The following is a 22,165-nucleotide window of genomic DNA, read 5'->3' as shown; positions in this document are numbered from 1 at the left end:
TTGCAGTTCCTTAAGCGTCATGGCCTCAGTGTAACATGTCACTCAGCATCAGCCCGACACATTGCTACGGTATCTTCTATCAGCCGACGGGCGACGGTGCCTGGTGGTGGCAGCAGCGGCAAATCGTCATAACGATACCAGTTCGCCTCCAGCAACTCTTTCTGGTCGATGACAATCTCGCCGCTGTCATAATCGGCCATAAAGGCCGTCATCAGCGACTGCGGGAACGGCCACGGCTGGGAGGTAACATAGCGCAGGTTTTTAACCTTAATCCCACTCTCTTCCATCACTTCACGCGCCACCGCCTGTTCCAGCGTTTCGCCCACCTCGACGAACCCAGCCAGCACGGTATGAATGCCGTTGCGGTGGCGGGTATGCTGCGCCAGCAGGATGGAATCGTCACGACGGATAGCGACGATAATGCACGGCGCAATTTGCGGGTAGTAGCGCTCACGGCAGTGGCTGCAGAGCATCGCCCACTCGGTTTTACTGGGGTGCATGGTGTGACCACAGTAGCCGCAGTACTTATGCGAACGGTAAAACTCAGCCAGCTGCACGCCCCGGCCCGCCAGCTGGAACAAGCCCACATCCTGATCCAGCACCTGACGAACCGATCCCATGTCATTGCGGCGTGGCTGTTGGATCAACCACACGGGTTCACCCTGCCATTCCCCGATCTTCAGCGCGGGCAGGCCGACAAGATCGAATTTTTCTGCTGCGCCATAGGGTATTTCCCCGGCAGGCAACCATAATTTTTGTTCGTGACTGACGATCCACCAACCCAGATCTGATTTTTCAATAATACGATCCATATCTATTGCACTACCTTCGCTTCACTGACATGTTGTTAGCATTGTGGTTACATTTTGGATAAGCAGATTCAATTCTCAACCTTGCGGAGTCAACCATGTTAAACCAGCTAGAGAGCCTGACTGAGCGCGTTAGAGGAAGTAACAAACTGGTGGATCGCTGGCTACATGTGCGCAAGCATCTACTCGTGGCTTATTACAATCTGGTCGGTATTAAGCCTGGCAAAGAATCGTTTATGCGGTTGAATGAAAAAGCGCTGGATGATTTTTGTCAGAGCCTGGTCGACTATCTGTCCGACGGCCATTTCAATATTTATGAACGCATTATCCGCGAAATGGAAGGGACTACACCGTATTTAGCAGCCAGCAAACTCTATCCGCTGCTGGAAGCTAACACCCAGCAGATCATGGATTACTACGATTCCACGCTTGAGAACGCTATCGATCACGATAACTATCTTGAGTTTCAGCAGGCGCTTTCCGACCTCGGCGAAGCGCTGGAAGAGCGATTCACGCTGGAAGATAAGCTGATCGCCCTCGCCCTGGATCACGGCCTGGATGTGAGCCACGAAGATAACGTCGCGCGACCTGCTTGAGTTCTTAATCGTTAACGAGTAATTTACAACCATTCGCCCCTCTGCGGAGGGGGATTTTTCTTGTCGGAGTGCCCAGTGTGCAAGCACGGGCTGAGACCGTTAATTCGGGATCCGCGGAACCTGATCAGGCTAATACCTGCGAAGGGAACAAGAGTCACACTGCTGTTGTATCGCCCCAGGGCGATCCTCTCTTGCTTCATCCGTCGTCTGACAAGCCATGTCCTTCACTTTTGGAATGAGCTATGTCTACAACAAAACTGACCCGCCGCGAACAGCGCGAACAAGCCCAACACTTCATCGACACTCTGGAAGGCACCGCTTTCCCGAACTCAAAACGTATTTACATCACCGGTTCACAGGCGGATATCCGCGTGCCAATGCGTGAAATCCAGCTTAGCCCGACCCTTATCGGTGGCAGCAAAGCACACGCGCAGTATGAAGATAACGAAGCCGTTCCGGTGTATGACACCTCCGGTCCGTACGGCGATCCTGCGGTTGCCATTAACGTTCAGCAGGGTCTGGCGAAATTGCGCCAGCCGTGGATTGACGCGCGTAACGACTGCGAAGAGCTCTCTGACCGCAGCTCGGCGTACACCAAAGCGCGTCTGGCCGACGATGGTCTTGATGAGCTGCGCTTCACCGGGTTGCTGACGCCGAAACGCGCGAAAGCAGGTAAATGCGTTACCCAGCTGCACTATGCCCGCCAGGGCATCGTCACGCCGGAGATGGAGTTTATCGCCATTCGTGAAAACATGGGTCGCGAGCGTATCCGCAGCGAGGTGTTACGCCACCAGCATCCGGGAGAAGGCTTCGGGGCACGCCTGCCGGAAAACATCACGCCGGAGTTTGTGCGTGATGAAGTGGCCGCTGGCCGTGCGATTATCCCTGCCAACATCAATCACCCGGAATCTGAACCAATGATCATTGGCCGCAACTTCCTGGTGAAGGTCAACGCCAATATCGGCAACTCGGCCGTGACCTCCTCCATCGAAGAAGAGGTGGAAAAACTGGTCTGGTCGACACGCTGGGGCGCGGACACGGTGATGGATCTCTCCACCGGGCGTTACATCCACGAAACCCGCGAGTGGATCCTGCGCAATAGCCCGGTGCCTATCGGAACGGTGCCCGTTTATCAGGCACTGGAGAAGGTAAACGGTATTGCCGAAGACCTCACCTGGGAAGCCTTCCGCGACACGCTGCTGGAGCAGGCTGAACAGGGAGTCGACTACTTCACCATTCATGCGGGCGTGCTGCTGCGCTACGTGCCGATGACGGCGAAGCGTCTGACCGGTATTGTCTCGCGCGGCGGCTCTATCATGGCCAAATGGTGCCTGTCACACCATAAGGAAAACTTCCTCTACGAACACTTCCGCGAGATCTGTGAAATCTGTGCCGCGTACGATGTCTCCCTGTCGCTGGGCGACGGCCTGCGTCCGGGCTCCATTCGTGATGCCAACGACGAAGCGCAGTTTGCCGAACTGCATACCCTGGGTGAGCTGACCAAAATCGCCTGGGAGTATGACGTGCAGGTGATGATTGAAGGCCCGGGACACGTGCCAATGCAGATGATCCGCCGCAACATGACCGAAGAGCTGGAGCACTGCCACGAAGCGCCATTCTATACCCTGGGGCCGTTGACCACGGATATCGCTCCGGGCTATGACCACTTCACCTCCGGGATTGGTGCGGCAATGATTGGCTGGTTCGGCTGCGCCATGCTCTGCTATGTGACGCCGAAAGAGCACCTCGGCCTGCCCAACAAAGAGGATGTGAAGCAGGGGCTGATCACCTACAAAATTGCCGCCCACGCCGCGGACCTGGCCAAAGGCCACCCTGGCGCGCAAATCCGCGACAACGCCATGTCGAAGGCGCGCTTTGAATTCCGCTGGGAAGACCAGTTCAACCTGGCGCTCGATCCTTTCACTGCCCGCGCGTATCACGATGAAACTCTGCCACAGGAGTCGGGCAAAGTGGCGCATTTCTGCTCCATGTGCGGGCCAAAATTCTGCTCGATGAAAATCAGCCAGGAAGTCCGTGACTACGCCGCCGCGCAAACCATTGAAGTGGGTATGGCGGATATGTCAGAAACCTTCCGCGCGAAGGGCGGCGAAATCTACCTCAAAAAAGAGGAGGCGTAATGTATCAGCCTGATTTCCCTTCCGTTCCCTTCCGTTTAGGGCTCTATCCTGTGGTGGACAGCGTGGCGTGGATCGAACGCCTGCTGGCGTGCGGCGTTCGCACAATCCAGCTGCGCATTAAGGATAAACGTGATGACGAGGTGGAGGCCGATGTGGTCGCCGCCATCGCACTGGGGCGTCGCTACGACGCGCGCCTGTTTATCAACGACTACTGGCGACTGGCCGTTAAGCACCAGGCGTACGGTGTGCATCTGGGTCAGGAGGATCTGGAAACAACGGACCTGAGCACTATCCGGGACGCTGGATTAAGACTGGGGGTGTCAACACACGACGACATGGAGATCGACGTGGCGCTGGCGGCTCGCCCTTCGTATATCGCACTTGGCCATGTTTTTCCGACGCAGACCAAACAGATGCCCTCTGCCCCACAGGGGCTGACGCAGCTGGCGGCGCACGTTAAACGCCTTGCCGATTACCCTACCGTCGCGATCGGTGGGATCAGCCTGGAACGCGCTCCTGCCGTGCTGGATACCGGTGTCGGCAGTATCGCTGTCGTCAGCGCCATTACCCAGGCGGCAGACTGGCAGGCCGCCACCGCACAGCTGTTAAAGCTGGCAGGAGCAGGCGATGAATGATCGTGATTTTATGCGCTACAGCCGCCAGATCCTGCTGGAGGATATCGCCATTGACGGGCAGCAAAAGCTGCTCGCCAGCCGGGTCCTGATTGTTGGTCTGGGCGGATTAGGCGCTCCTGCCGCGCTCTATCTGGCAGGCGCGGGCGTGGGCACGCTGGTTCTGGCCGATGACGACGAGGTACATATCAGTAACCTGCAGCGACAAATCCTCTTCACCACGGAGGATGTTAACCAGCCCAAAGCGCAAATCACCCGCAAAAGGCTGAAGCAGTTAAACCCGGACATCACGCTCATCGCGCACCAGGAGCGACTCCACGGCGACACTCTGCAGCGCGAAGTCGCCCTTGCGGATGCGGTGCTGGACTGCACCGACAATATGGCGACCCGCCAGGCCATTAACGCCGCCTGCGTGGCACAGAATACGCCGCTTATCACCGCCAGTGCGGTCGGTTTCGGCGGGCAGATGATGGTGCTGACCCCGCCCTGGGCGCAGGGCTGTTATCGTTGCCTGTGGCCTGATGATGCTGAGCCGGAGCGCAACTGCCGCACCGCGGGCATACTGGGCCCGGTGGTGGGCGTGATGGGGACCCTGCAGGCGCTGGAAGCCATCAAATTGCTCAGCGGTATGGAAACAGAGCGCAATACGCTGCGGCTGTTTGATGCCCGCTCCAGCGGCTGGCGTCATCTGGCACTGCACCGCGCCAGCCACTGTCCGGTGTGCGGAGGCCTCAATGCGCATTCTGTTTAATGATGAGCCGATGAAATGCGATGACGGTCTCACCGTTGCCGCGCTGCTCGAGAAGCTGCGCCAGCTCAAGCCGGGAACGGCGCTGGCGCTTAATCAACAGATCCTGCCGCGTGAGCAGTGGGAACATCAGCAGGTGAGCGAAGGCGACCAGATCCTGCTGTTTCAGGTTATCGCCGGGGGCTGAGATGTTACGTATTGCTGATAAAGTCTTTGATTCACATCTGTTTACCGGGACCGGAAAATTCGCCTCGCCGCAGCTGATGGTGGATGCCATCCGTGAAAGCGGCAGCCAGCTGGTGACGCTGGCGCTCAAGCGCGTCGATCTGCGCCATCACAGCGACGCCATTCTGGCACCGTTGCTGGATACTGGCGTTACCCTGCTGCCCAATACCTCCGGTGCGAAAACGGCTGAAGAAGCGATTTTTGCGGCTCAGCTGGCTCGTGAAGCGCTGGGTACCCACTGGCTGAAACTGGAAATACATCCGGATGCGCGCTGGCTGTTGCCCGACCCCATCGAAACGTTAAAAGCGGCCGAAAAGCTGGTGCAGCAAGGCTTTACCGTTCTGCCCTACTGCGGGGCCGATCCCGTGCTGTGTAAACGGCTGGAAGAGGTCGGCTGCGCTGCCGTCATGCCGCTGGGCGCTCCAATTGGTTCTAATCAGGGCCTGGAGACCCGCGCCATGCTGGAGATCATCATTGAGCAAGCCACCGTGCCGGTGGTGGTGGATGCAGGCATTGGCGTGCCCAGCCATGCCGCCCAGGCGCTGGAGATGGGAGCAAGTGCCGTGCTGGTGAACACAGCCATTGCGGTCGCCGACGACCCCATCAGGATGGCCCGTGCGTTCCGCATGGCCGTGGAGGCTGGCTTGCTGGCACGAGAGTCTGGCCCGGGAACGCGCAGTTTTCAGGCACAGGCCACCAGCCCGTTGACCGGCTTTCTGGAGGCACTCTCATGACCACCTTTACCGACCGCTGGCGGCAGCTTAACTGGGACGATATTGCCCTGCGTATCAACAGTAAAACGCAGGCTGACGTGGAGCGCGCCTTACAAGCCCGTCACCTGTCCCGCGACGATATGATGGCCCTGCTCTCTCCGGCGGCGAGCACCTTTCTTGAGCCGATGGCCCAGCGCGCTCAGAGGCTCACCCGCCAGCGTTTTGGCAACACGGTGAGCTTTTACGTACCGCTCTACCTCTCTAACCTGTGCGCGAATGACTGCACCTACTGCGGCTTCTCCATGAGCAACCGCATCAAGCGGAAAACACTCGATGAGAGCGAAATCGCCCGTGAGTGTGCCGCCATCCGTGAAATGGGTTTTGAGCATCTCCTGCTGGTCACGGGTGAACACCAGAGCAAAGTCGGGATGGACTATTTTCGACAGCACCTTCCGGCCATTCGCCGTCAGTTCGCGTCGCTACAGATGGAGGTTCAGCCCCTGTCGCAGGAGGAATACGCGGAGCTTAAAACCCTCGGGCTGGACGGAGTGATGGTGTATCAGGAAACCTACCACGAGGCGACGTATGCCCGGCATCACCTGAAGGGAAAGAAACAGGATTTCTTCTTCCGGCTGGAGACCCCGGACAGGCTGGGCCGGGCCGGGATCGACAAAATCGGTCTGGGCGCGCTGATTGGGCTGTCAGATAGCTGGCGAGTGGATTGCTACATGGTAGCGGAACACCTGCTATGGCTGCAGCAGCACTACTGGCAAAGCCGTTACTCCATCTCTTTCCCACGCTTGCGGCCATGCACGGGAGGTGTTGAACCCGCCTCGGTAATGGACGAACGTCAGCTGGTCCAGGCCATCTGTGCGTTTCGCCTGCTTGCCCCGGAGGTTGAATTATCACTCTCGACGCGTGAATCTCCTGCGTTTCGTGACCGCGTGATCCCGCTTGCGATTAACAACGTCAGTGCGTTCTCCAAAACGCAGCCAGGGGGCTACGCCGACGACCATCCGGAGCTGGAACAATTTGCGCCACATGATGGTCGACGGCCAGAAGCAGTTGCCGCCGCCCTGACCGCGCAGGGGTTACAACCAGTCTGGAAAGACTGGGATAGTTGGCTGGGAAGAGCCTCGCAAATGCGTTGAAACGCGCTGCAAGCCGGTAAAAAATTGTCGAGGCGCTCTGGAGAGTCACAACCGGACGATTGTCATCTATCGTCCGGTTTTTTATTGTCATGCCGTCAGCAACGGAAGCTGACCAGGGCGAAAAGCTTCTTCCTCGTTTCGCCCTGCCTCTGATTCATTGCACACGCCGCCCGCCAGATGAATGAGTATTTTCTTAATGGTTCTTAAGATAAATCATCTCATATGAAACTGTGTTCCGTATAATTCACAGCTAACCGCAGGACAGCGACTATGCTGAGAGGATATCGGCAGACGAAAAACTCACCATCAGGATTGATGTACAACTCATGGCACTTCACAGCAGAAAGCTCTCTTTTACCCGACCCATTATGCTCAGCTTTGCGGGGATCCTGTGCAGTTTTGCGCTGATCGCGGTCGTGGTTACCCTTTCACAACAAAAAGATTTTCTTGAGGATTATCATAAGATTAATGGTAACTTCACCCACAACCTGGCGGTGAACTACACCGAATCTATCCTGCGTGAAAACGACTATATCCTTGGGCGTTCGGCGCTCTATTTTGCACGCAACGACACGCTGAACGAGATGCTGAACGTCAATCCGTCGCAGGGTTTACAGATGTTGATGCATCTACAGAACCTGATGCCGACCGTCTCTTCCATTTCTCTGACAGACACCCAGGGCCGTTATCTGCGCGCGCCGGAGGTACTTCCCACGGAAAAGAGCAAAACCTTCGATCCCCGGACGCGTCCATGGTTCATCGCCCAGGCGGAAGCCAGCATCTTCAGCCACTATACCCGCCCCTACATGGACTATTTTACCGGGCATCCCACGGTCACTCTTTATAAGCCGTTGATTTCGCCGGAAGGACGACTCAAGGGTACGATAGCATTTCATCTCGATTTGACCTCCATGGGGTTTACCCTTCGTCAGATGGTAGCGCCTGTACAAGGGGAATTCTTTGTTGTCGAACGCGACGGTGCCGTGGTGCTTCACCCTGATCCGGGCGCGCTCTTCAAGCAGTACGTGAGCGAAGCGCTGATGGACAAAATGACCAGCGGCGAAGGCCATCTGTATGATAAGAAAACCAAAGCCTGGTATTACTACTACTCCTTCACCAACCCGGACTGGTTTGTCATCTACCGGGTTTCGGGCGCAACGCTCACCGACATTACCCGCCATGAGACCACTATCGTGGGCTGGGGTTTTGCGCTGGCGGCCATCATTATCATCCTCTTCGGTCTGTACCTGCGCCATGAGTCGCGTACCGTGCTGATGACGATTATCAACGCCATCAAAACCGGCGACGTCAACCAGGCTCCGCGTCTGGAAGCGATGCTTAGCCATACTATCCAGTCCAACAAAGCGCGTGAGATGGCCTATGTGCGCCAGGCCACCCATGATGCACTCACCGGCTGCAAAAACCGCCGGGCATTTGATAGCGATGTAGATGAGCTACTCAGTGCACACCAGCCTTTCGCCCTGGCGCTGATTGACATCGATAACTTCAAATCGATTAACGACACCTGGGGTCACCTGAGCGGTGATATCGTCCTGCGTAACGTGGCGCGTGAAGGGATCCAGATAATGCAGCCGCATAACGTCTCGGTTTACCGCTACGGTGGAGAAGAGTTCGCAGTGATTTTCCAGGCTGACCAGATCGCTAGCGCATTCTCGTTACTGGACGCGTGGCGAACCGCCGTTGAAAAACGCGTCTGGCGGGAAGAAAACCTGCGGGTAACGTTCAGTGCCGGTCTGGGAGAATGGCATTTCGAACCGCTGGAGGAGCTGGTGGGGAGCGTAGATAACGCCCTCTACAGCGCGAAACAACAGGGAAAAAACCGCATTATTCGAACGTCTGTCGGCTGATTTTCGCTGCCCTGCGCAAAATTGTAACCGGTTTCAGAAAAATGCCGATTTCTTTGTGATGCCTGACACACAATCACGGTAAAGCGGTTGTTGAAGCAGTCTGCACGGGATAATTATCAATAAACACATGTAGATCGAGGCTGATTATGAAGAACATCGTTTTATGCTGTGCAGCGGGAATGTCAACGAGCATGCTGGTTCAACGTATGAAAGACGCCGCGCAGAAAAAAGGGGTTGAAGTCACCATTAAAGCCGTTCCGGTCGCGGAATTTAAAGACAACATCGCGACGGCCGACATCGTATTACTGGGGCCACAGGTTAAATACGAGCAGGCGAAACTTCAGGCCCAGGCCGAGCCGCTGGGTAAAAAGGTCGCGGTGATCGACATGATGGATTACGGCATGATGAAAGGTGATGCCGTACTGGAAAAAGCGCTCAAACTGCTGGAGTCATAATGGAAGACTTAGAAACGACAATCATGGAACTGCTGGTCAACGCGGGTGCGGCGCGCAGTGCTGCCCTGACGGCATTACAGATGGCGCGTAAAGGTGACTTTGACGGGGCCGAAAAGGCGATGGAAGAGTCGCGCGAGTATGTGAAGCATGCGCACACCATCCAGACACAGCTTATTGGTCTTGATGAAGGCACCGGGAAGCTTCCGGTTAACCTGATTACCGTCCATTCTCAGGATCACCTGATGAACGCGATGGTCATCCAGGATCTGGCGGGCGATATGATTGAGCTTTATCGACGCATCCCGTTGCTAAATTAAAAGCTACAGCTGTAAAAAAACCCGCCGAGGCGGGTTTTTTATTTACGGCATCAACGATTACTCGTTGTCGGAACCGCCCAGACCTGCGTTCAGCAGCTCTGCCAGGCTCGCGGATGCATCTTCAGCAGTCACCTGCGGTGCAGCTGGCAGTTCGCCTGCAGCACGACGACGCATACGATCCTGATGGTACGCATAACCGGTACCCGCCGGGATCAGACGACCCACGATAACGTTCTCTTTCAGACCGCGCAGTTCATCACGTTTACCTGCAACAGCGGCTTCGGTCAGGACACGAGTGGTTTCCTGGAACGATGCTGCAGAGATGAAGGACTCGGTTGCCAGAGACGCTTTGGTGATACCCAGCAGATCGCGCGAGAAGGTCGCACCGATTTTGCCGTTCGCTTCCAGTTCGCGGTTAGCGATCTTGACGCGTGAGTACTCAACCTGCTCGCCTTCCAGGAACTCGGAGCTGCCCGCGTTCTCGATGGTCGCTTTACGCAGCATCTGACGAACGATAACTTCGATGTGTTTATCGTTAATCTTAACGCCCTGCAGACGGTATACGTCCTGTACTTCGTTAACAATGTAACGCGTAACAGCATGCACACCACGCAGACGCAGGATGTCGTGCGGCGCTTCTGGACCGTCGGAAACCACGTCACCACGTTCTACGCGTTCACCTTCGAACACGTTGAGCTGACGCCACTTAGGAATCATCTCTTCGTACGGCTCGCTGCCATCTACCGGGGTGATAACCAGACGGCGTTTACCTTTGGTCTCTTTACCGAAGGAGATGATACCGCTGATTTCAGCCAGGATTGCCGGCTCTTTCGGACGACGTGCTTCGAACAGATCCGCAACGCGTGGCAGACCACCGGTGATGTCCTTGGTACCGCCGGATTCCTGAGGAATACGCGCCAGGGTGTCACCAGAGCTGATCTGTACGCCATCTTCCAGCTGTACAATCGCTTTACCAGGCAGGAAGTACTGCGCAGGCATATCGGTACCTGGGATCAGAACGTCGTTACCCTGAGCATCAACGATTTTCAGTGCAGGACGCAGATCTTTACCGCCGGTAGTACGTTCAGCAGAATCCAGAACTACCAGAGAAGACAGACCGGTCAGCTCGTCAGTCTGACGAGTAATGGTCTGGCCGTCGATCATGTCAGTGAAGCGGATGAAACCACTCACTTCGGTGATAACTGGCATGGTGTGTGGATCCCAGTTTGCAACGGTTTCACCGCCGGCAACCTGCTCGCCATCACCTTTCGCCATAACAGCACCGTAAGGCACTTTATAGCTCTCTTTGGTACGACCGAATTCGTCGATCAGCTTCAGTTCGGTGTTACGAGAAGTGATAACCAGTTTACCGCTGGAGTTCACAACCGATTTCGCGTTGCTGAGCTTGATGCTACCTTTGTTTTTCACCTGGATGCTGGATTCAGCAGCCGCACGAGATGCCGCACCACCGATGTGGAACGTACGCATCGTCAGCTGTGTACCCGGCTCACCGATGGACTGTGCCGCGATAACGCCGATGGCTTCACCTTTGTTGATGATGTGGCCACGTGCCAGGTCACGACCGTAGCAGTGCGCACATACACCAAAGTCGGTGTCACAGGATACAACGGAACGCACTTTCACGGAGTCAACAGAGTTCGCTTCCAGCAGGTCACACCACTGTTCGTGCAGCAGCGTGTTGCGTGGAACCAGAATGTCTGCGGTACCCGGCTTCAGAATGTCTTCCGCGGTAACACGACCCAGTACGCGATCGCGCAGTGGCTCTTTAACATCACCACCCTCGATAACCGGAGTCATGGTGATACCTTCAAGGGTGCCACAATCGTCTTCGGTCACCACCAGATCCTGCGCAACGTCAACCAGACGACGCGTCAGATAACCGGAGTTCGCTGTTTTCAGTGCGGTATCCGCCAGACCTTTACGCGCACCGTGCGTGGAGATGAAGTACTGGAGTACGTTCAGACCTTCACGGAAGTTCGCGGTGATTGGCGTTTCGATGATGGAGCCATCTGGCTTCGCCATCAGACCACGCATACCTGCCAGCTGACGAATCTGTGCTGCAGAACCACGCGCACCGGAGTCGGCCATCATGTAAATGCTGTTGAAGGAAACCTGCTGCTCTTCTACGCCGTCACGGTTAATCACGGTTTCGGTTTGCAGGTTATCCATCATCGCTTTGGATACACGATCGTTCGCCGCAGCCCAGATATCGATAACTTTGTTGTAGCGTTCGCCCGCGGTTACCAGACCAGACTGGAACTGCTCCTGGATTTCCGCAACTTCAGCTTCTGCTTCAGAGATGATCTCGTGTTTCTTCTCTGGGATGACCATGTCATCAATACCAACAGATGCACCTGAACGCGCTGCATAAGCAAAGCCGGTGTACATTGTCTGGTCAGCGAAGATAACGGTCGGCTTCAGACCCAGAATGCGGTAACAGGTGTTCAGCATTTTGGAGATCGCTTTCTTACCCAGCGCCTGGTTGACGATGGAGAAAGGCAGACCTTTCGGTACGATCATCCACAGAATGGCACGGCCGATAGTCGTGTCTTTCAGGCTGGTTTTCGCCACGAATTCGCCGTTAGCATCTTTTTCGTATTCAGTGATACGCACTTTAACGCGCGCATGCAGAGAGGCCAGGCCAGCGCGATAAATACGCTCAGCTTCTTTCGGGCCAGTCAGCACCATGCCTTCGCCTTTAGCGTTAACACAGTCACGGGTCATGTAGTACAGACCCAATACAACGTCCTGAGAAGGAACGATGATTGGTTCACCGTTCGCTGGAGACAGGATGTTGTTGGTAGACATCATCAGCGCACGCGCTTCGAGCTGGGCTTCCAGCGTCAGCGGTACGTGAACAGCCATCTGGTCACCATCGAAGTCGGCGTTATACGCCGCACAAACCAGTGGATGCAGCTGAATAGCTTTACCTTCGATCAGGACTGGCTCAAATGCCTGAATACCCAGACGGTGCAGAGTTGGTGCACGGTTCAGCAGTACCGGGTGTTCGCGGATCACTTCGTCCAGGATATCCCAAACGACAGCTTCTTCACGCTCAACCATTTTCTTAGCGGCTTTGATGGTGGTGGCGAGTCCTCGCAACTCCAGTTTGCCGTAGATGAATGGTTTGAACAGCTCCAGTGCCATTTTCTTCGGCAGACCGCACTGATGCAGACGCAGGTATGGACCTACGGTGATTACAGAACGACCGGAGTAGTCAACACGCTTACCGAGCAGGTTCTGACGGAAACGACCCTGTTTACCTTTGATCATGTCGGCCAAAGATTTCAGAGGACGTTTGTTAGAACCGGTGATCGCACGACCGCGACGACCGTTATCCAGCAGGGCATCTACCGCTTCCTGCAGCATACGTTTTTCGTTGCGTACGATAATGTCCGGCGCAGCCAGATCCAGCAGACGTTTCAGACGGTTGTTACGGTTGATCACGCGACGATACAGATCGTTCAGATCGGACGTAGCGAAACGACCACCATCCAGCGGAACCAGCGGACGCAGATCTGGCGGCAGAACCGGCAGAACGGTCAGGATCATCCACTCTGGCTTGTTACCAGACTGAACGAACGCTTCCAGCAGTTTGATACGCTTGGTCAGCTTTTTACGCTTGGTTTCGGAGTTGGTTTCGTTCAGCTCTTCACGCAGCTGCTCGCACTCTTGCTCCAGATCCATGCTCTTCAGCAGGGCCTGAATAGCTTCCGCACCCATCTTCGCGTCGAATTCGTCACCGAACTCTTCCAGTGCGTCCAGATACTGCTCTTCAGTCAGGATCTGGTGACGTTCCAGGTTCGTCATCCCGCCTTCGATAACCACATAAGATTCGAAGTACAGAACACGTTCGATATCGCGCAGCGGCATATCCAGCAGCAGGCCGATACGGGACGGCAGAGATTTCAGGAACCAGATGTGAGCAGTCGGAGACGCCAGCTCGATGTGGCCCATGCGCTCACGGCGCACTTTGGTCTGGGTCACTTCAACGCCGCACTTCTCACAGATCACACCACGGTGTTTCAGGCGCTTGTACTTACCGCACAGGCACTCGTAATCTTTTACTGGCCCGAAAATACGTGCACAGAAAAGGCCGTCACGCTCAGGTTTGAACGTACGGTAGTTGATGGTTTCCGGCTTTTTAACTTCACCGAAAGACCATGAACGGATCATGTCTGGCGAAGCCAGAGCAATTTTGATCGCATCAAACTCTTCGGTTTTAGTTTGCGCTTTCAGAAACTTTAATAAGTCTTTCACGGATTTGCTCCCGTCGGAGTTAGCACACTCTGCTGTCGGGCGTTAACCCGACAGCAGTGACCTGTTTGAGCGAGAATTACTCGTCTTCCAGTTCGATGTTGATACCCAGCGAACGAATCTCTTTCAACAGTACGTTGAAGGACTCTGGCATGCCCGGTTCCATCTGATGGTTGCCGTCCACGATGTTCTTATACATCTTGGTACGACCGTTCACGTCATCAGACTTAACGGTGAGCATTTCCTGCAGGGTGTATGCTGCGCCGTATGCTTCCAGCGCCCACACTTCCATCTCCCCGAAGCGCTGACCACCGAACTGTGCCTTACCACCCAGCGGCTGCTGAGTAACCAGGCTGTAAGAACCGGTAGAACGAGCGTGCATTTTGTCGTCGACCAGGTGGTTCAGTTTCAGCATGTACATGTAACCTACGGTTACCGGACGCTCGAACTGTTCACCGGTACGGCCGTCAAACAGCGTAATCTGACCAGACGTTGGCAGACCACCCAGTTGCAGCAGCTCTTTAATTTCAGCTTCTTTTGCACCGTCGAATACCGGCGTTGCAATTGGCATACCTTTGCGCAGGTTCTCTGCCAGACGCAGCACTTCTTCATCGCTGAAGGTGTTCAGGTCGACTTTCTGACGCACATCGGTACCCAGATCGTAGGCACGCTGGATGAATTCGCGCAGTTTCGCGACTTCCTGCTGCTGTTTCAGCATGGCGTTAATCTTGTCGCCGATACCTTTCGCAGCCATACCCAGGTGGGTTTCCAGAATCTGACCGATGTTCATACGAGACGGTACGCCCAGCGGGTTCAGTACGATATCTACCGGCGTACCGTTAGCATCGTGCGGCATATCTTCGATCGGGTTGATCTTAGAGATAACACCCTTGTTACCGTGACGACCTGCCATCTTATCACCAGGCTGGATCTGACGTTTAACAGCCAGATACACCTTAACAATCTTCAGCACGCCTGGTGCCAGATCGTCGCCCTGAGTGATTTTGCGGCGTTTCGCTTCGAGTTTTTTCTCGAACTCGTGTTTCAGTTCGTCATACTGCTCAGCCAGCTGTTCCAGCTGATTTTGTTTCTCTTCGTCGGTCAGGCCCAGTTCCAGCCAGCGATCGCGCGGCAGTTTGTCGAGCTTCTCAGCTTCAACGCCACCGGCAACCAGCACCGCATAGATACGGCTGAACAGACCCGCTTCGAGGATCTGCAGTTCTTCAGACAGGTCTTTCTTAGCCTGTTTGAGCTGCATCTCTTCGATTTCCAGCGCACGTTTATCTTTCTCAACGCCGTCACGGGTGAAGACCTGAACGTCGATAACCGTACCGGAAACACCGTTTGGTACGCGCAGAGAAGAGTCTTTAACGTCAGACGCTTTCTCACCGAAGATTGCACGCAGCAGTTTCTCTTCTGGCGTCAGCTGGGTTTCACCTTTCGGCGTTACCTTACCAACCAGAATGTCGCCGCCGGTCACTTCCGCACCGATGTAAACGATACCGGATTCATCCAGTTTGGAGAGCGCAGCTTCACCCACGTTAGGGATGTCAGCGGTGATCTCTTCTGGCCCCAGCTTGGTGTCACGGGACACACAGGCCAGTTCCTGAATGTGGATGGTGGTGAAACGATCTTCCTGTACCACACGTTCGGAGACGAGGATGGAGTCTTCGAAGTTGTAACCGTTCCACGGCATGAACGCTACGCGCATGTTCTGACCGAGCGCCAGTTCACCAAGGTCGGTGGACGGACCGTCTGCCAGCACGTCGCCGCGCTCAACTGGCTCACCCAGAGATACGCAAGGCATCTGGTTGATACAGGTGTTCTGGTTAGAACGGGTGTATTTGGTCAGGTTGTAGATGTCGATACCCGCTTCGCCCGGATACATCTCGTCTTCGTTAACTTTGATAACGATACGGGATGCGTCAACGTACTGAACGGTACCGCCACGCTTAGCCACTGCAGTAACACCGGAGTCAACGGCAACAGCACGTTCCATACCGGTACCAACCAGCGGCTTATCAGCACGCAGAGTTGGAACGGCCTGACGTTGCATGTTCGCACCCATCAATGCACGGTTGGCGTCATCGTGTTCCAGGAACGGGATCAGGGACGCACCGACGGATACCACCTGCTGGGTGGATACGTCCATGTAGTCAACCTGGTCGCGGCTGAACAAGCTGGATTCGCCTTTGCTACGGCAGGTAACCAGATCTTCTACAAAGTGGCCTTCGTCATCCAGGTTGGAGTTCGCCTGAGCGATAACGTAGTTGCCTTCTTCAATAGCAGACAGGTAATGAATTTCGTCGGTAACAACACCGTCAGTCACTTTACGGTACGGGGTCTCAAGGAAACCGTATTCGTTTGTCTGTGCGTACACGGACAAGGAGTTGATCAGACCGATGTTTGGACCTTCAGGCGTTTCGATTGGACATACGCGACCGTAGTGAGTCGGGTGTACGTCTCGAACTTCAAAGCCTGCGCGTTCACGGGTCAGACCGCCTGGGCCGAGTGCAGAGATACGACGTTTGTGCGTGATCTCAGACAGCGGGTTGTTCTGGTCCATAAACTGAGACAGCTGGCTGGAACCGAAGAACTCTTTCACGGCTGCAGAAATCGGCTTGGCGTTGATCATATCCTGAGGCATCAGGGTATCCAGATCGCCCAGAGACAGACGCTCTTTCACCGCACGCTCTACACGCACCAGGCCAACGCGGAACTGGTTTTCCGCCATTTCGCCTACGGAACGGATACGACGGTTGCCGAGGTGGTCGATATCGTCCACTTCGCCTTTACCGTTACGGATATCGATGAGCTTCTTCATCACTTCGATGATGTCGTCTTTGCTCAGGATACCGGAACCTTCGATCTCATCGCGCAGCAGAGAACGGTTGAACTTCATACGACCAACCGCAGACAGATCGTAGCGGTCTTCAGAGAAGAACAGGTTCTCGAACAGGCTTTCAGCTGCTTCGCGAGTTGGTGGCTCACCAGGACGCATCATGCGGTAGATTTCTACCAGCGCGCTCAGACGATCGTTGGTTGGGTCGACGCGTACAGTCTCAGAGATGTACGGACCGTGGTCCAGATCGTTAGTGAACAGCGTTTCGATACGTTTGTGGCCAGCCTGACTCAGCTTAGCCAGCAGATCCAGGCTCAGCTCCATGTTAGCCGGGCAGATCAGCTCGCCAGTTGATTCATCAACGTAATCTTTCGCGGCTACTTTTCCTGCAATGTATTCAACCGGAACTTCGATGTGTTTGATATCATCTTTTTCCAGCTGACGGATGTGGCGCGCGGTAATACGGCGACCTTTTTCCACATACACTTTGCCGTCGGCTTCGATGTCGAACGACGCGGTCTCACCACGCAGACGTTCCGGCACCAGCTCCATCTGCAGCTTGTTGTCGCGGATTTCAAAGATCACTTTTTCAAAGAACAGGTCCAGGATCTGTTCAGTGGTATAGTTCAGTGCGCGCAGAATGATGGTTGCAGGCAGTTTACGACGACGGTCGATACGGACAAACAGGTTGTCTTTTGGATCGAACTCGAAGTCCAGCCATGAACCACGGTAAGGAATGATGCGCGCGTTATACAGTACTTTACCGGAAGAGTGTGTTTTACCTTTATCGCTGTCGAAGAAGACGCCCGGGCTACGGTGCAGCTGGGAAACGATAACACGCTCAGTACCGTTGATAACGAAAGTACCGTTGTCTGTCATGAGTGGAATTTCACCCATGTAGACTTCTTGTTCTTTAATGTCTTTAACAGTGCCTTCCGGCGCTTCGCGCTCGTAGATCACCAGACGCAGTTTTACGCGCAGCGGTGCGGAATAGGTCACGCCACGGATCTGACATTCCTGAACGTCAAACACCGGTTCGCCAAGGCGGTAGCTGACGTACTGCAGCTCGGAGTTACCGCTGTAGCTCTGAATTGGGAACACGGAACGGAAGGCTGCTTCCAGACCGTACTGCCCTTCAGGATCTTGCTCGATAAACTTCTGGAACGAGTCAAGCTGGATAGAAAGGAGATATGGAATGTCCAGAACTTGTGGACGTTTACCAAAATCCTTACGAATACGTTTTTTCTCGGTATAGGAGTAAACCATAGGGTTCCTCAGCTCGCTGACAAGTCGACCCATCTGTCCGACGAAGGGACAGTTTGTGCAACACCATTTTGTGGACCGGAAAATTGAATACTTTCCGCAATACCTGTTGCTATCACGCTTAAACCATTTCATTGCGATTTACACAGAGCGAGCACCCTGTCGCAGTATATTAAGTCGTCGATAGAAACAAGCATTGAAAGACACATCGATAGTCAAACAGTGTGAAATGCTACCGAGGCCTTACAGCGCAAAAAGGCTGGTGACTAAAAAGTCACCAGCCATCAGCCTAATTACTTAGGCTGCAACCAGAAAAGTTGGCTTATTTAACTTCAACTTCAGCGCCAGCTTCTTCCAGAGATTTTTTCAGTGCTTCTGCGTCGTCTTTGCTCACGCCTTCTTTCAGCGCAGCTGGAGCAGATTCTACCAGGTCTTTAGCTTCTTTCAGACCCAGACCGGTAGCGCCACGAACAGCTTTGATTACTGCAACTTTGTTCGCGCCAGCAGCTTTCAGAATTACGTCGAATTCAGTTTTCTCTTCAGCAGCGTCAGCAGCTGGGCCAGCAGCAACAGCTACAGCAGCAGCAGCAGAAACACCGAATTTTTCTTCCATTGCAGAGATCAGCTCAACAACGTCCATTACGGACATAGCGGATACTGCTTCAATGATTTGATCTTTAGTGATAGACATTTAAATTGTTCCTGAATATCAGAATAAGTTTATACGTAAGCAGATGCTTTATAAAGATAACTGCGATTAAGCAGCTTCTTTCGCATCGCGTACAGCAGCCAGAGTACGAACCAGTTTGCCAGCCGAAGCTTCTTTCATGGTTGCCATCAGGCGTGCAATTGCTTCTTCGTAGGTCGGCAGAGTTGCCAGGCGGTCGATCTGAGACGCCGGGATCAGCTCACCTTCAAAGGCAGCGGCTTTGACCTCAAATTTTGCATTCGCTTTCGCGAACTCTTTGAACAGACGAGCAGCAGCGCCCGGGTGTTCCATAGAGTATGCAATCAGGGTCGGACCAACAAACGTGTCTTTCAGGCACTCAAAAGAGGTACCTTCAACAGCACGGCGCAGCAGGGTGTTACGAACAACACGCATGTAAACGCCAGCTTCACGACCTGCTTTACGCAGTTCAGTCATTTTATCTACAGTTACGCCACGGGAATCCGCAACTACTGCAGACAGCGCGCCTTTGGCTACTTCGCTGACTTCAGCAACAATCGCTTGTTTGTCTTGAAGATTTAAAGCCATTAGCTTTTGCTCCTGGATGTTTGCCGGAACTCATGTTCCGGAACTCACTTCACTCTTCCCAACGGAAAGAGCGTCTTAATACGGTGAGCAGAAACAAGCCAGAATATCCAAAAATAATCTTAGCGTTCTGTCACCGTCTACGCAGGGGATTAAGTCTCTTGCGAAACACCTGCGGTCTTCGACGGAGGCCTGGATTAGGCCAGGCTCCAACGAACAATTCTTTTAGCCGCTAACTTTCGTTAGCAAACGTGGGGGTAAGATTGTAGACAAAATCACCGCCCACGTAAAGGCATTAGTTTGCAGCAGCGCTCAGGCCAGCCTGGTCAACTGCAACACCTGCACCCATGGTGGTGGAGATGCTAACTTTCTTGATGTACACGCCTTTCGCCTGAGTTGGTTTTGCTTTTTTCAGCGCAACCAGCAGAGCTTCCAGGTTTTCTTTCAGTTTGTCAGCGTCGAAGTCCACTTTACCGATAGTGGTGTGGATGATGCCGTTTTTGTCGTTACGATAACGAACCTGACCTGCTTTAGCGTTCTTAACTGCTTCAGCAACGTTAGGGGTTACAGTACCCACTTTCGGGTTTGGCATCAGGCCGCGTGGACCCAGAACCTGGCCCAGCTGGCCAACAACGCGCATTGCATCTGGAGATGCGATAACAACGTCAAAGTTCATTTCGCCTTTTTTGATCTGGTCAGCCAGATCTTCCATACCTACCAGTTCAGCGCCAGCAGCTTTAGCAGCTTCTGCGTTTGCACCCTGAGTAAATACAGCTACGCGAACGGAACGGCCAGTACCGTGTGGCAGTACAGTTGCACCACGAACGTTCTGATCAGATTTACGAGCATCGATGCCCAGGTTAACAGCAACGTCAACGCTTTCAACGAACTTAGCGGTAGCCAGTTCTTTCAGCAGAGCGATAGCTTCGTTGATGTCGTACTGTTTGGTCGCATCAACTTTGTCACGGATCACGGACATGCGCTTGGTCAGTTTAGCCATTTCTTAGTCCTCCACTACCAGGCCCATGGAACGTGCAGTACCTTCGATAGAGCGAGTCATCGCTTCAATGTCGGCACCAGTCATGTCGGCAGCTTTGGTCTGCGCGATTTCCTGCAGCTGAGCGCGGGAAATTTTACCCACTTTGTCTTTGTTCGGTTTACCGGAACCAGACTTGATACCAGCCGCTTTCTTCAGCAGAACTGCTGCAGGAGGGGTTTTGGTAACGAAAGTGAAAGAACGGTCAGCGTAAACAGTGATTACAACTGGGATTGGCAGACCTTTTTCCAGGGATTCAGTTTTGGCGTTAAACGCTTTACAGAATTCCATGATGTTCACACCCTGCTGACCCAGAGCTGGACCAACTGGTGGACTTGGGTTCGCCATACCAGCTGCAACCTGCAGCTTGACGTAGGCTTGTACTTTCTTAGCCATTCTAAAATCCTCTGATTGGGTGATAGCGCCTCAGCGAGGCTCCCCGTGAATAAAATCGTTTTACAGGCCGTGGCCCATAAAAACAAAAGGCGCGAAATTGTATTCCAATCTCGCGCCCTGTGCAACGATTAAATCGCCGCTTTTTTGATCGCTGCTTAGGCTTTTTCTACCTGGGCAAAGTCCAGTTCTACCGGGGTCGCACGACCGAAGATAGAAACAGAAACTTTCAGGCGGGATTTCTCGTAATCCACTTCTTCGACCACGCCATTAAAGTCAGCAAACGGACCGTCATTAACACGAACCATTTCACCCGGTTCAAACAGCGTTTTCGGACGCGGCTTATCACCCACCTGCTGCAGGCGGTTCATAATCGCATCAACTTCTTTGTCGCTGATTGGCGCCGGACGGTCAGACGTGCCGCCGATAAAGCCCATCACGCGGGGTACGCTGCGCACAAGGTGCCAGCTCGCGTCGTTCATAACCATCTGAACCAGCACGTAACCCGGGAAGAATTTACGCTCGCTTTTGCGGCGTTGGCCGCCACGGATCTCGACCACTTCTTCGGTCGGAACCATAACTTCGCCAAATAACTCTTCCATGTTGTGTAATTTGATATGCTCACGCAGCGACGTTGCTACGCGGCCTTCAAAACCGGAAAACGCCTGAACGACGTACCAGCGCTTTTTAGGGGCTTCAGACATCTCAGAACCTCAGGCCAGTGATAAAGGATACCAGGCGAACCAGAATACCATCCAGTCCCCACAGGATCAGTGACATTACAGCGGTTACCGCCGCTACGATCAGCGTGGTGTGCAATGTTTCCTGGCGAGTCGGCCAAATTACCTTACGGACTTCGGTACGCGCTTCGCGGGCAAAAGCGACAGTCGCTTTGCCTTTTGTCGTCAACAGCGCGACACCACCCGCTGCAGCAATCAGAATTACCACTGCAAGCGCGCGTAGCGGCAGCATAATGTCACGATAAAGATAGTTGCCGACGATCGCTACGATCAGCAGAACGGCTACCACTACCCATTTCATCGCTTCCAGGCCGCGCCCGCTCCCTTGAGCTTCGGTATTCGCACTCATAAACCAACCTGTCAGAAGTATTCTACAAACATTTTCACCCCGCGATCGCGAGGCAAACCAAATCGAAATGCTAATTCGCTTTTCGAATTATACGCTCTCTGCAGAGCCTGTCTCAGCAATGATTATGACAAAAATAATCACTGATGAGCCAGGTTCTGGCGTGAAAGCGTGCAAAAAGGGCATCAAATGATGCCCTTTTATTGCGCATTGCGTCAAATGTTATCAGCAATTAGCCGAGAACTTTAGCAACCACGCCCGCGCCAACGGTACGGCCACCTTCACGGATTGCGAAACGCAGACCGTCGTCCATCGCGATTGGGTGGATCAGCGTCACAACCATCTTGATGTTGTCGCCTGGCA

19 protein-coding genes, 1 pseudogene and 1 riboswitch are annotated in these 22,165 nt (G+C 54.1%); of the genes and pseudogenes, 10 read left to right on the top strand and 10 right to left on the bottom strand.

Translation table 11 applies throughout. From position 1 onward, the window contains the following. Positions 1-38: 38 nt before the first annotated feature. The gene (nudC, locus tag AK59_RS0114030; RefSeq protein ID WP_013095014.1) at positions 39-812 is read right to left on the bottom strand and encodes an NAD(+) diphosphatase; all 774 of its coding nucleotides are present in this window, start codon (positions 810-812) and stop codon (positions 39-41) included. Between the two features lie 95 nt (positions 813-907). Between nudC and AK59_RS0114025 the strand changes: the two genes are divergently transcribed. The 10 genes from AK59_RS0114025 to AK59_RS0113980 all read left to right on the top strand — a co-directional run bounded on the left by AK59_RS0114025 (position 908) and on the right by AK59_RS0113980 (position 9,652). Beyond that, the gene (locus AK59_RS0114025) at positions 908-1,405 is read left to right on the top strand and encodes an Rsd/AlgQ family anti-sigma factor (RefSeq protein ID WP_013095013.1); all 498 of its coding nucleotides are present in this window, start codon (positions 908-910) and stop codon (positions 1,403-1,405) included. 54 nt (positions 1,406-1,459) lie between these two features. Then, positions 1,460-1,569, top strand: a riboswitch (TPP riboswitch). 78 nt (positions 1,570-1,647) lie between these two features. Continuing rightward, positions 1,648-3,543: a phosphomethylpyrimidine synthase ThiC gene (thiC, locus tag AK59_RS0114020; protein ID WP_029883064.1), complete on the top strand. Its 1,896-nt coding sequence runs from the start codon at positions 1,648-1,650 to the stop codon at positions 3,541-3,543. Further along, on the top strand, positions 3,543-4,178 hold the full coding sequence (thiE, locus tag AK59_RS0114015) for a thiamine phosphate synthase (protein ID WP_029883063.1): 636 nt from the start codon (positions 3,543-3,545) through the stop codon (positions 4,176-4,178). Before thiC ends, thiE begins: the two co-directional genes overlap by 1 nt. After that, entirely contained in the window at positions 4,171-4,926 is a 756-nt protein-coding gene (locus AK59_RS0114010) for a HesA/MoeB/ThiF family protein (RefSeq protein WP_029883062.1), read from the top strand. The genes thiE and AK59_RS0114010 overlap by 8 nt, the downstream gene beginning before the upstream one ends. Then, the gene (gene thiS, locus AK59_RS0114005) at positions 4,910-5,110 is read left to right on the top strand and encodes a sulfur carrier protein ThiS (protein ID WP_013095009.1); all 201 of its coding nucleotides are present in this window, start codon (positions 4,910-4,912) and stop codon (positions 5,108-5,110) included. Before AK59_RS0114010 ends, thiS begins: the two co-directional genes overlap by 17 nt. Before the next feature lies 1 nt (position 5,111). After that, positions 5,112-5,882, top strand: coding sequence for a thiazole synthase (gene thiG, locus AK59_RS0114000; protein WP_029883061.1), 771 nt, complete (start codon positions 5,112-5,114; stop codon positions 5,880-5,882). After that, complete coding sequence (gene thiH / locus AK59_RS0113995; protein ID WP_029883060.1) at positions 5,879-7,012, top strand: 2-iminoacetate synthase ThiH; 1,134 nt, start codon at positions 5,879-5,881, stop codon at positions 7,010-7,012. The genes thiG and thiH overlap by 4 nt, the downstream gene beginning before the upstream one ends. 326 nt (positions 7,013-7,338) lie before the next feature. Next, positions 7,339-8,880: a sensor domain-containing diguanylate cyclase gene (locus AK59_RS0113990; protein WP_029883059.1), complete on the top strand. Its 1,542-nt coding sequence runs from the start codon at positions 7,339-7,341 to the stop codon at positions 8,878-8,880. A 146-nt stretch (positions 8,881-9,026) separates the two neighbouring features. Then, positions 9,027-9,335 (top strand): PTS sugar transporter subunit IIB, encoded by a 309-nt coding sequence (locus AK59_RS0113985; RefSeq protein ID WP_023334100.1) that lies wholly within the window; start codon positions 9,027-9,029, stop codon positions 9,333-9,335. Continuing rightward, positions 9,335-9,652 (top strand): PTS lactose/cellobiose transporter subunit IIA, encoded by a 318-nt coding sequence (locus AK59_RS0113980; RefSeq protein WP_020684626.1) that lies wholly within the window; start codon positions 9,335-9,337, stop codon positions 9,650-9,652. Before AK59_RS0113985 ends, AK59_RS0113980 begins: the two co-directional genes overlap by 1 nt. Before the next feature lie 57 nt (positions 9,653-9,709). On the opposite strand, the gene rpoC is transcribed toward AK59_RS0113980, so the two are convergent. The 9 genes and pseudogenes from rpoC to tuf form a co-directional block, all read right to left on the bottom strand. Beyond that, positions 9,710-13,933, bottom strand: coding sequence for a DNA-directed RNA polymerase subunit beta' (gene rpoC / locus AK59_RS0113975; protein WP_013095003.1), 4,224 nt, complete (start codon positions 13,931-13,933; stop codon positions 9,710-9,712). Between the two features lie 76 nt (positions 13,934-14,009). After that, positions 14,010-18,038, bottom strand: coding sequence for a DNA-directed RNA polymerase subunit beta (gene rpoB, locus AK59_RS0113970; protein WP_008503453.1), 4,029 nt, complete (start codon positions 18,036-18,038; stop codon positions 14,010-14,012). Positions 18,039-18,357: 319 nt separating this feature from the next. Then, positions 18,358-18,726 (bottom strand): 50S ribosomal protein L7/L12, encoded by a 369-nt coding sequence (rplL, locus tag AK59_RS0113965; RefSeq protein ID WP_013095002.1) that lies wholly within the window; start codon positions 18,724-18,726, stop codon positions 18,358-18,360. 66 nt (positions 18,727-18,792) lie between these two features. Further along, on the bottom strand, positions 18,793-19,290 hold the full coding sequence (gene rplJ / locus AK59_RS0113960; RefSeq protein WP_013095001.1) for a 50S ribosomal protein L10: 498 nt from the start codon (positions 19,288-19,290) through the stop codon (positions 18,793-18,795). 292 nt (positions 19,291-19,582) lie between these two features. Further along, positions 19,583-20,287, bottom strand: coding sequence for a 50S ribosomal protein L1 (gene rplA, locus AK59_RS0113955; protein WP_013095000.1), 705 nt, complete (start codon positions 20,285-20,287; stop codon positions 19,583-19,585). Positions 20,288-20,290: 3 nt separating this feature from the next. Further along, a complete protein-coding gene (gene rplK, locus AK59_RS0113950) occupies positions 20,291-20,719 on the bottom strand; it encodes a 50S ribosomal protein L11 (protein ID WP_008503452.1) in 429 nt (142 codons plus the stop codon). A gap of 155 nt (positions 20,720-20,874) precedes the next feature. Further along, the gene (gene nusG / locus AK59_RS0113945) at positions 20,875-21,420 is read right to left on the bottom strand and encodes a transcription termination/antitermination protein NusG (RefSeq protein WP_003862341.1); all 546 of its coding nucleotides are present in this window, start codon (positions 21,418-21,420) and stop codon (positions 20,875-20,877) included. A gap of 1 nt (position 21,421) precedes the next feature. Continuing rightward, positions 21,422-21,805, bottom strand: coding sequence for a preprotein translocase subunit SecE (gene secE / locus AK59_RS0113940; RefSeq protein WP_013094999.1), 384 nt, complete (start codon positions 21,803-21,805; stop codon positions 21,422-21,424). 229 nt (positions 21,806-22,034) lie between these two features. Next, positions 22,035-22,165 (bottom strand): annotated as a pseudogene (tuf, locus tag AK59_RS1000000124495) (elongation factor Tu); the annotation flags it as partial.

Source organism: Enterobacter sp. T1-1 (genome assembly GCF_000710795.1).
GTDB lineage: Bacteria > Pseudomonadota > Gammaproteobacteria > Enterobacterales > Enterobacteriaceae > Enterobacter > Enterobacter cloacae.
The sequence above is the reverse complement of the archived record's forward strand: the minus strand, read 5'-3'. Positions and strand labels throughout refer to the sequence as shown.

What these genes read in the sequence shown, in the direction of transcription:
- nusG (WP_003862341.1), bottom strand. Translation starts at nt 21,420, where the DNA reads ATGTCTGAAGCCCCTAAAAAGCGCTGGTACGTCGTTCAGGCGTTTTCC.
- AK59_RS0113990 (WP_029883059.1), top strand. Translation starts at nt 7,339, where the DNA reads ATGGCACTTCACAGCAGAAAGCTCTCTTTTACCCGACCCATTATGCTC.
- rplK (WP_008503452.1), bottom strand. Translation starts at nt 20,719, where the DNA reads ATGGCTAAGAAAGTACAAGCCTACGTCAAGCTGCAGGTTGCAGCTGGT.
- nudC (WP_013095014.1), bottom strand. Translation starts at nt 812, where the DNA reads ATGGATCGTATTATTGAAAAATCAGATCTGGGTTGGTGGATCGTCAGT.
- AK59_RS0113985 (WP_023334100.1), top strand. Translation starts at nt 9,027, where the DNA reads ATGAAGAACATCGTTTTATGCTGTGCAGCGGGAATGTCAACGAGCATG.
- rplA (WP_013095000.1), bottom strand. Translation starts at nt 20,287, where the DNA reads ATGGCTAAACTGACCAAGCGCATGTCCGTGATCCGTGACAAAGTTGAT.
- rplJ (WP_013095001.1), bottom strand. Translation starts at nt 19,290, where the DNA reads ATGGCTTTAAATCTTCAAGACAAACAAGCGATTGTTGCTGAAGTCAGC.
- AK59_RS0114025 (WP_013095013.1), top strand. Translation starts at nt 908, where the DNA reads ATGTTAAACCAGCTAGAGAGCCTGACTGAGCGCGTTAGAGGAAGTAAC.
- thiS (WP_013095009.1), top strand. Translation starts at nt 4,910, where the DNA reads ATGCGCATTCTGTTTAATGATGAGCCGATGAAATGCGATGACGGTCTC.
- thiH (WP_029883060.1), top strand. Translation starts at nt 5,879, where the DNA reads ATGACCACCTTTACCGACCGCTGGCGGCAGCTTAACTGGGACGATATT.
- thiE (WP_029883063.1), top strand. Translation starts at nt 3,543, where the DNA reads ATGTATCAGCCTGATTTCCCTTCCGTTCCCTTCCGTTTAGGGCTCTAT.
- thiG (WP_029883061.1), top strand. Translation starts at nt 5,112, where the DNA reads ATGTTACGTATTGCTGATAAAGTCTTTGATTCACATCTGTTTACCGGG.
- secE (WP_013094999.1), bottom strand. Translation starts at nt 21,805, where the DNA reads ATGAGTGCGAATACCGAAGCTCAAGGGAGCGGGCGCGGCCTGGAAGCG.
- rplL (WP_013095002.1), bottom strand. Translation starts at nt 18,726, where the DNA reads ATGTCTATCACTAAAGATCAAATCATTGAAGCAGTATCCGCTATGTCC.
- AK59_RS0113980 (WP_020684626.1), top strand. Translation starts at nt 9,335, where the DNA reads ATGGAAGACTTAGAAACGACAATCATGGAACTGCTGGTCAACGCGGGT.
- rpoB (WP_008503453.1), bottom strand. Translation starts at nt 18,038, where the DNA reads ATGGTTTACTCCTATACCGAGAAAAAACGTATTCGTAAGGATTTTGGT.
- AK59_RS0114010 (WP_029883062.1), top strand. Translation starts at nt 4,171, where the DNA reads ATGAATGATCGTGATTTTATGCGCTACAGCCGCCAGATCCTGCTGGAG.
- thiC (WP_029883064.1), top strand. Translation starts at nt 1,648, where the DNA reads ATGTCTACAACAAAACTGACCCGCCGCGAACAGCGCGAACAAGCCCAA.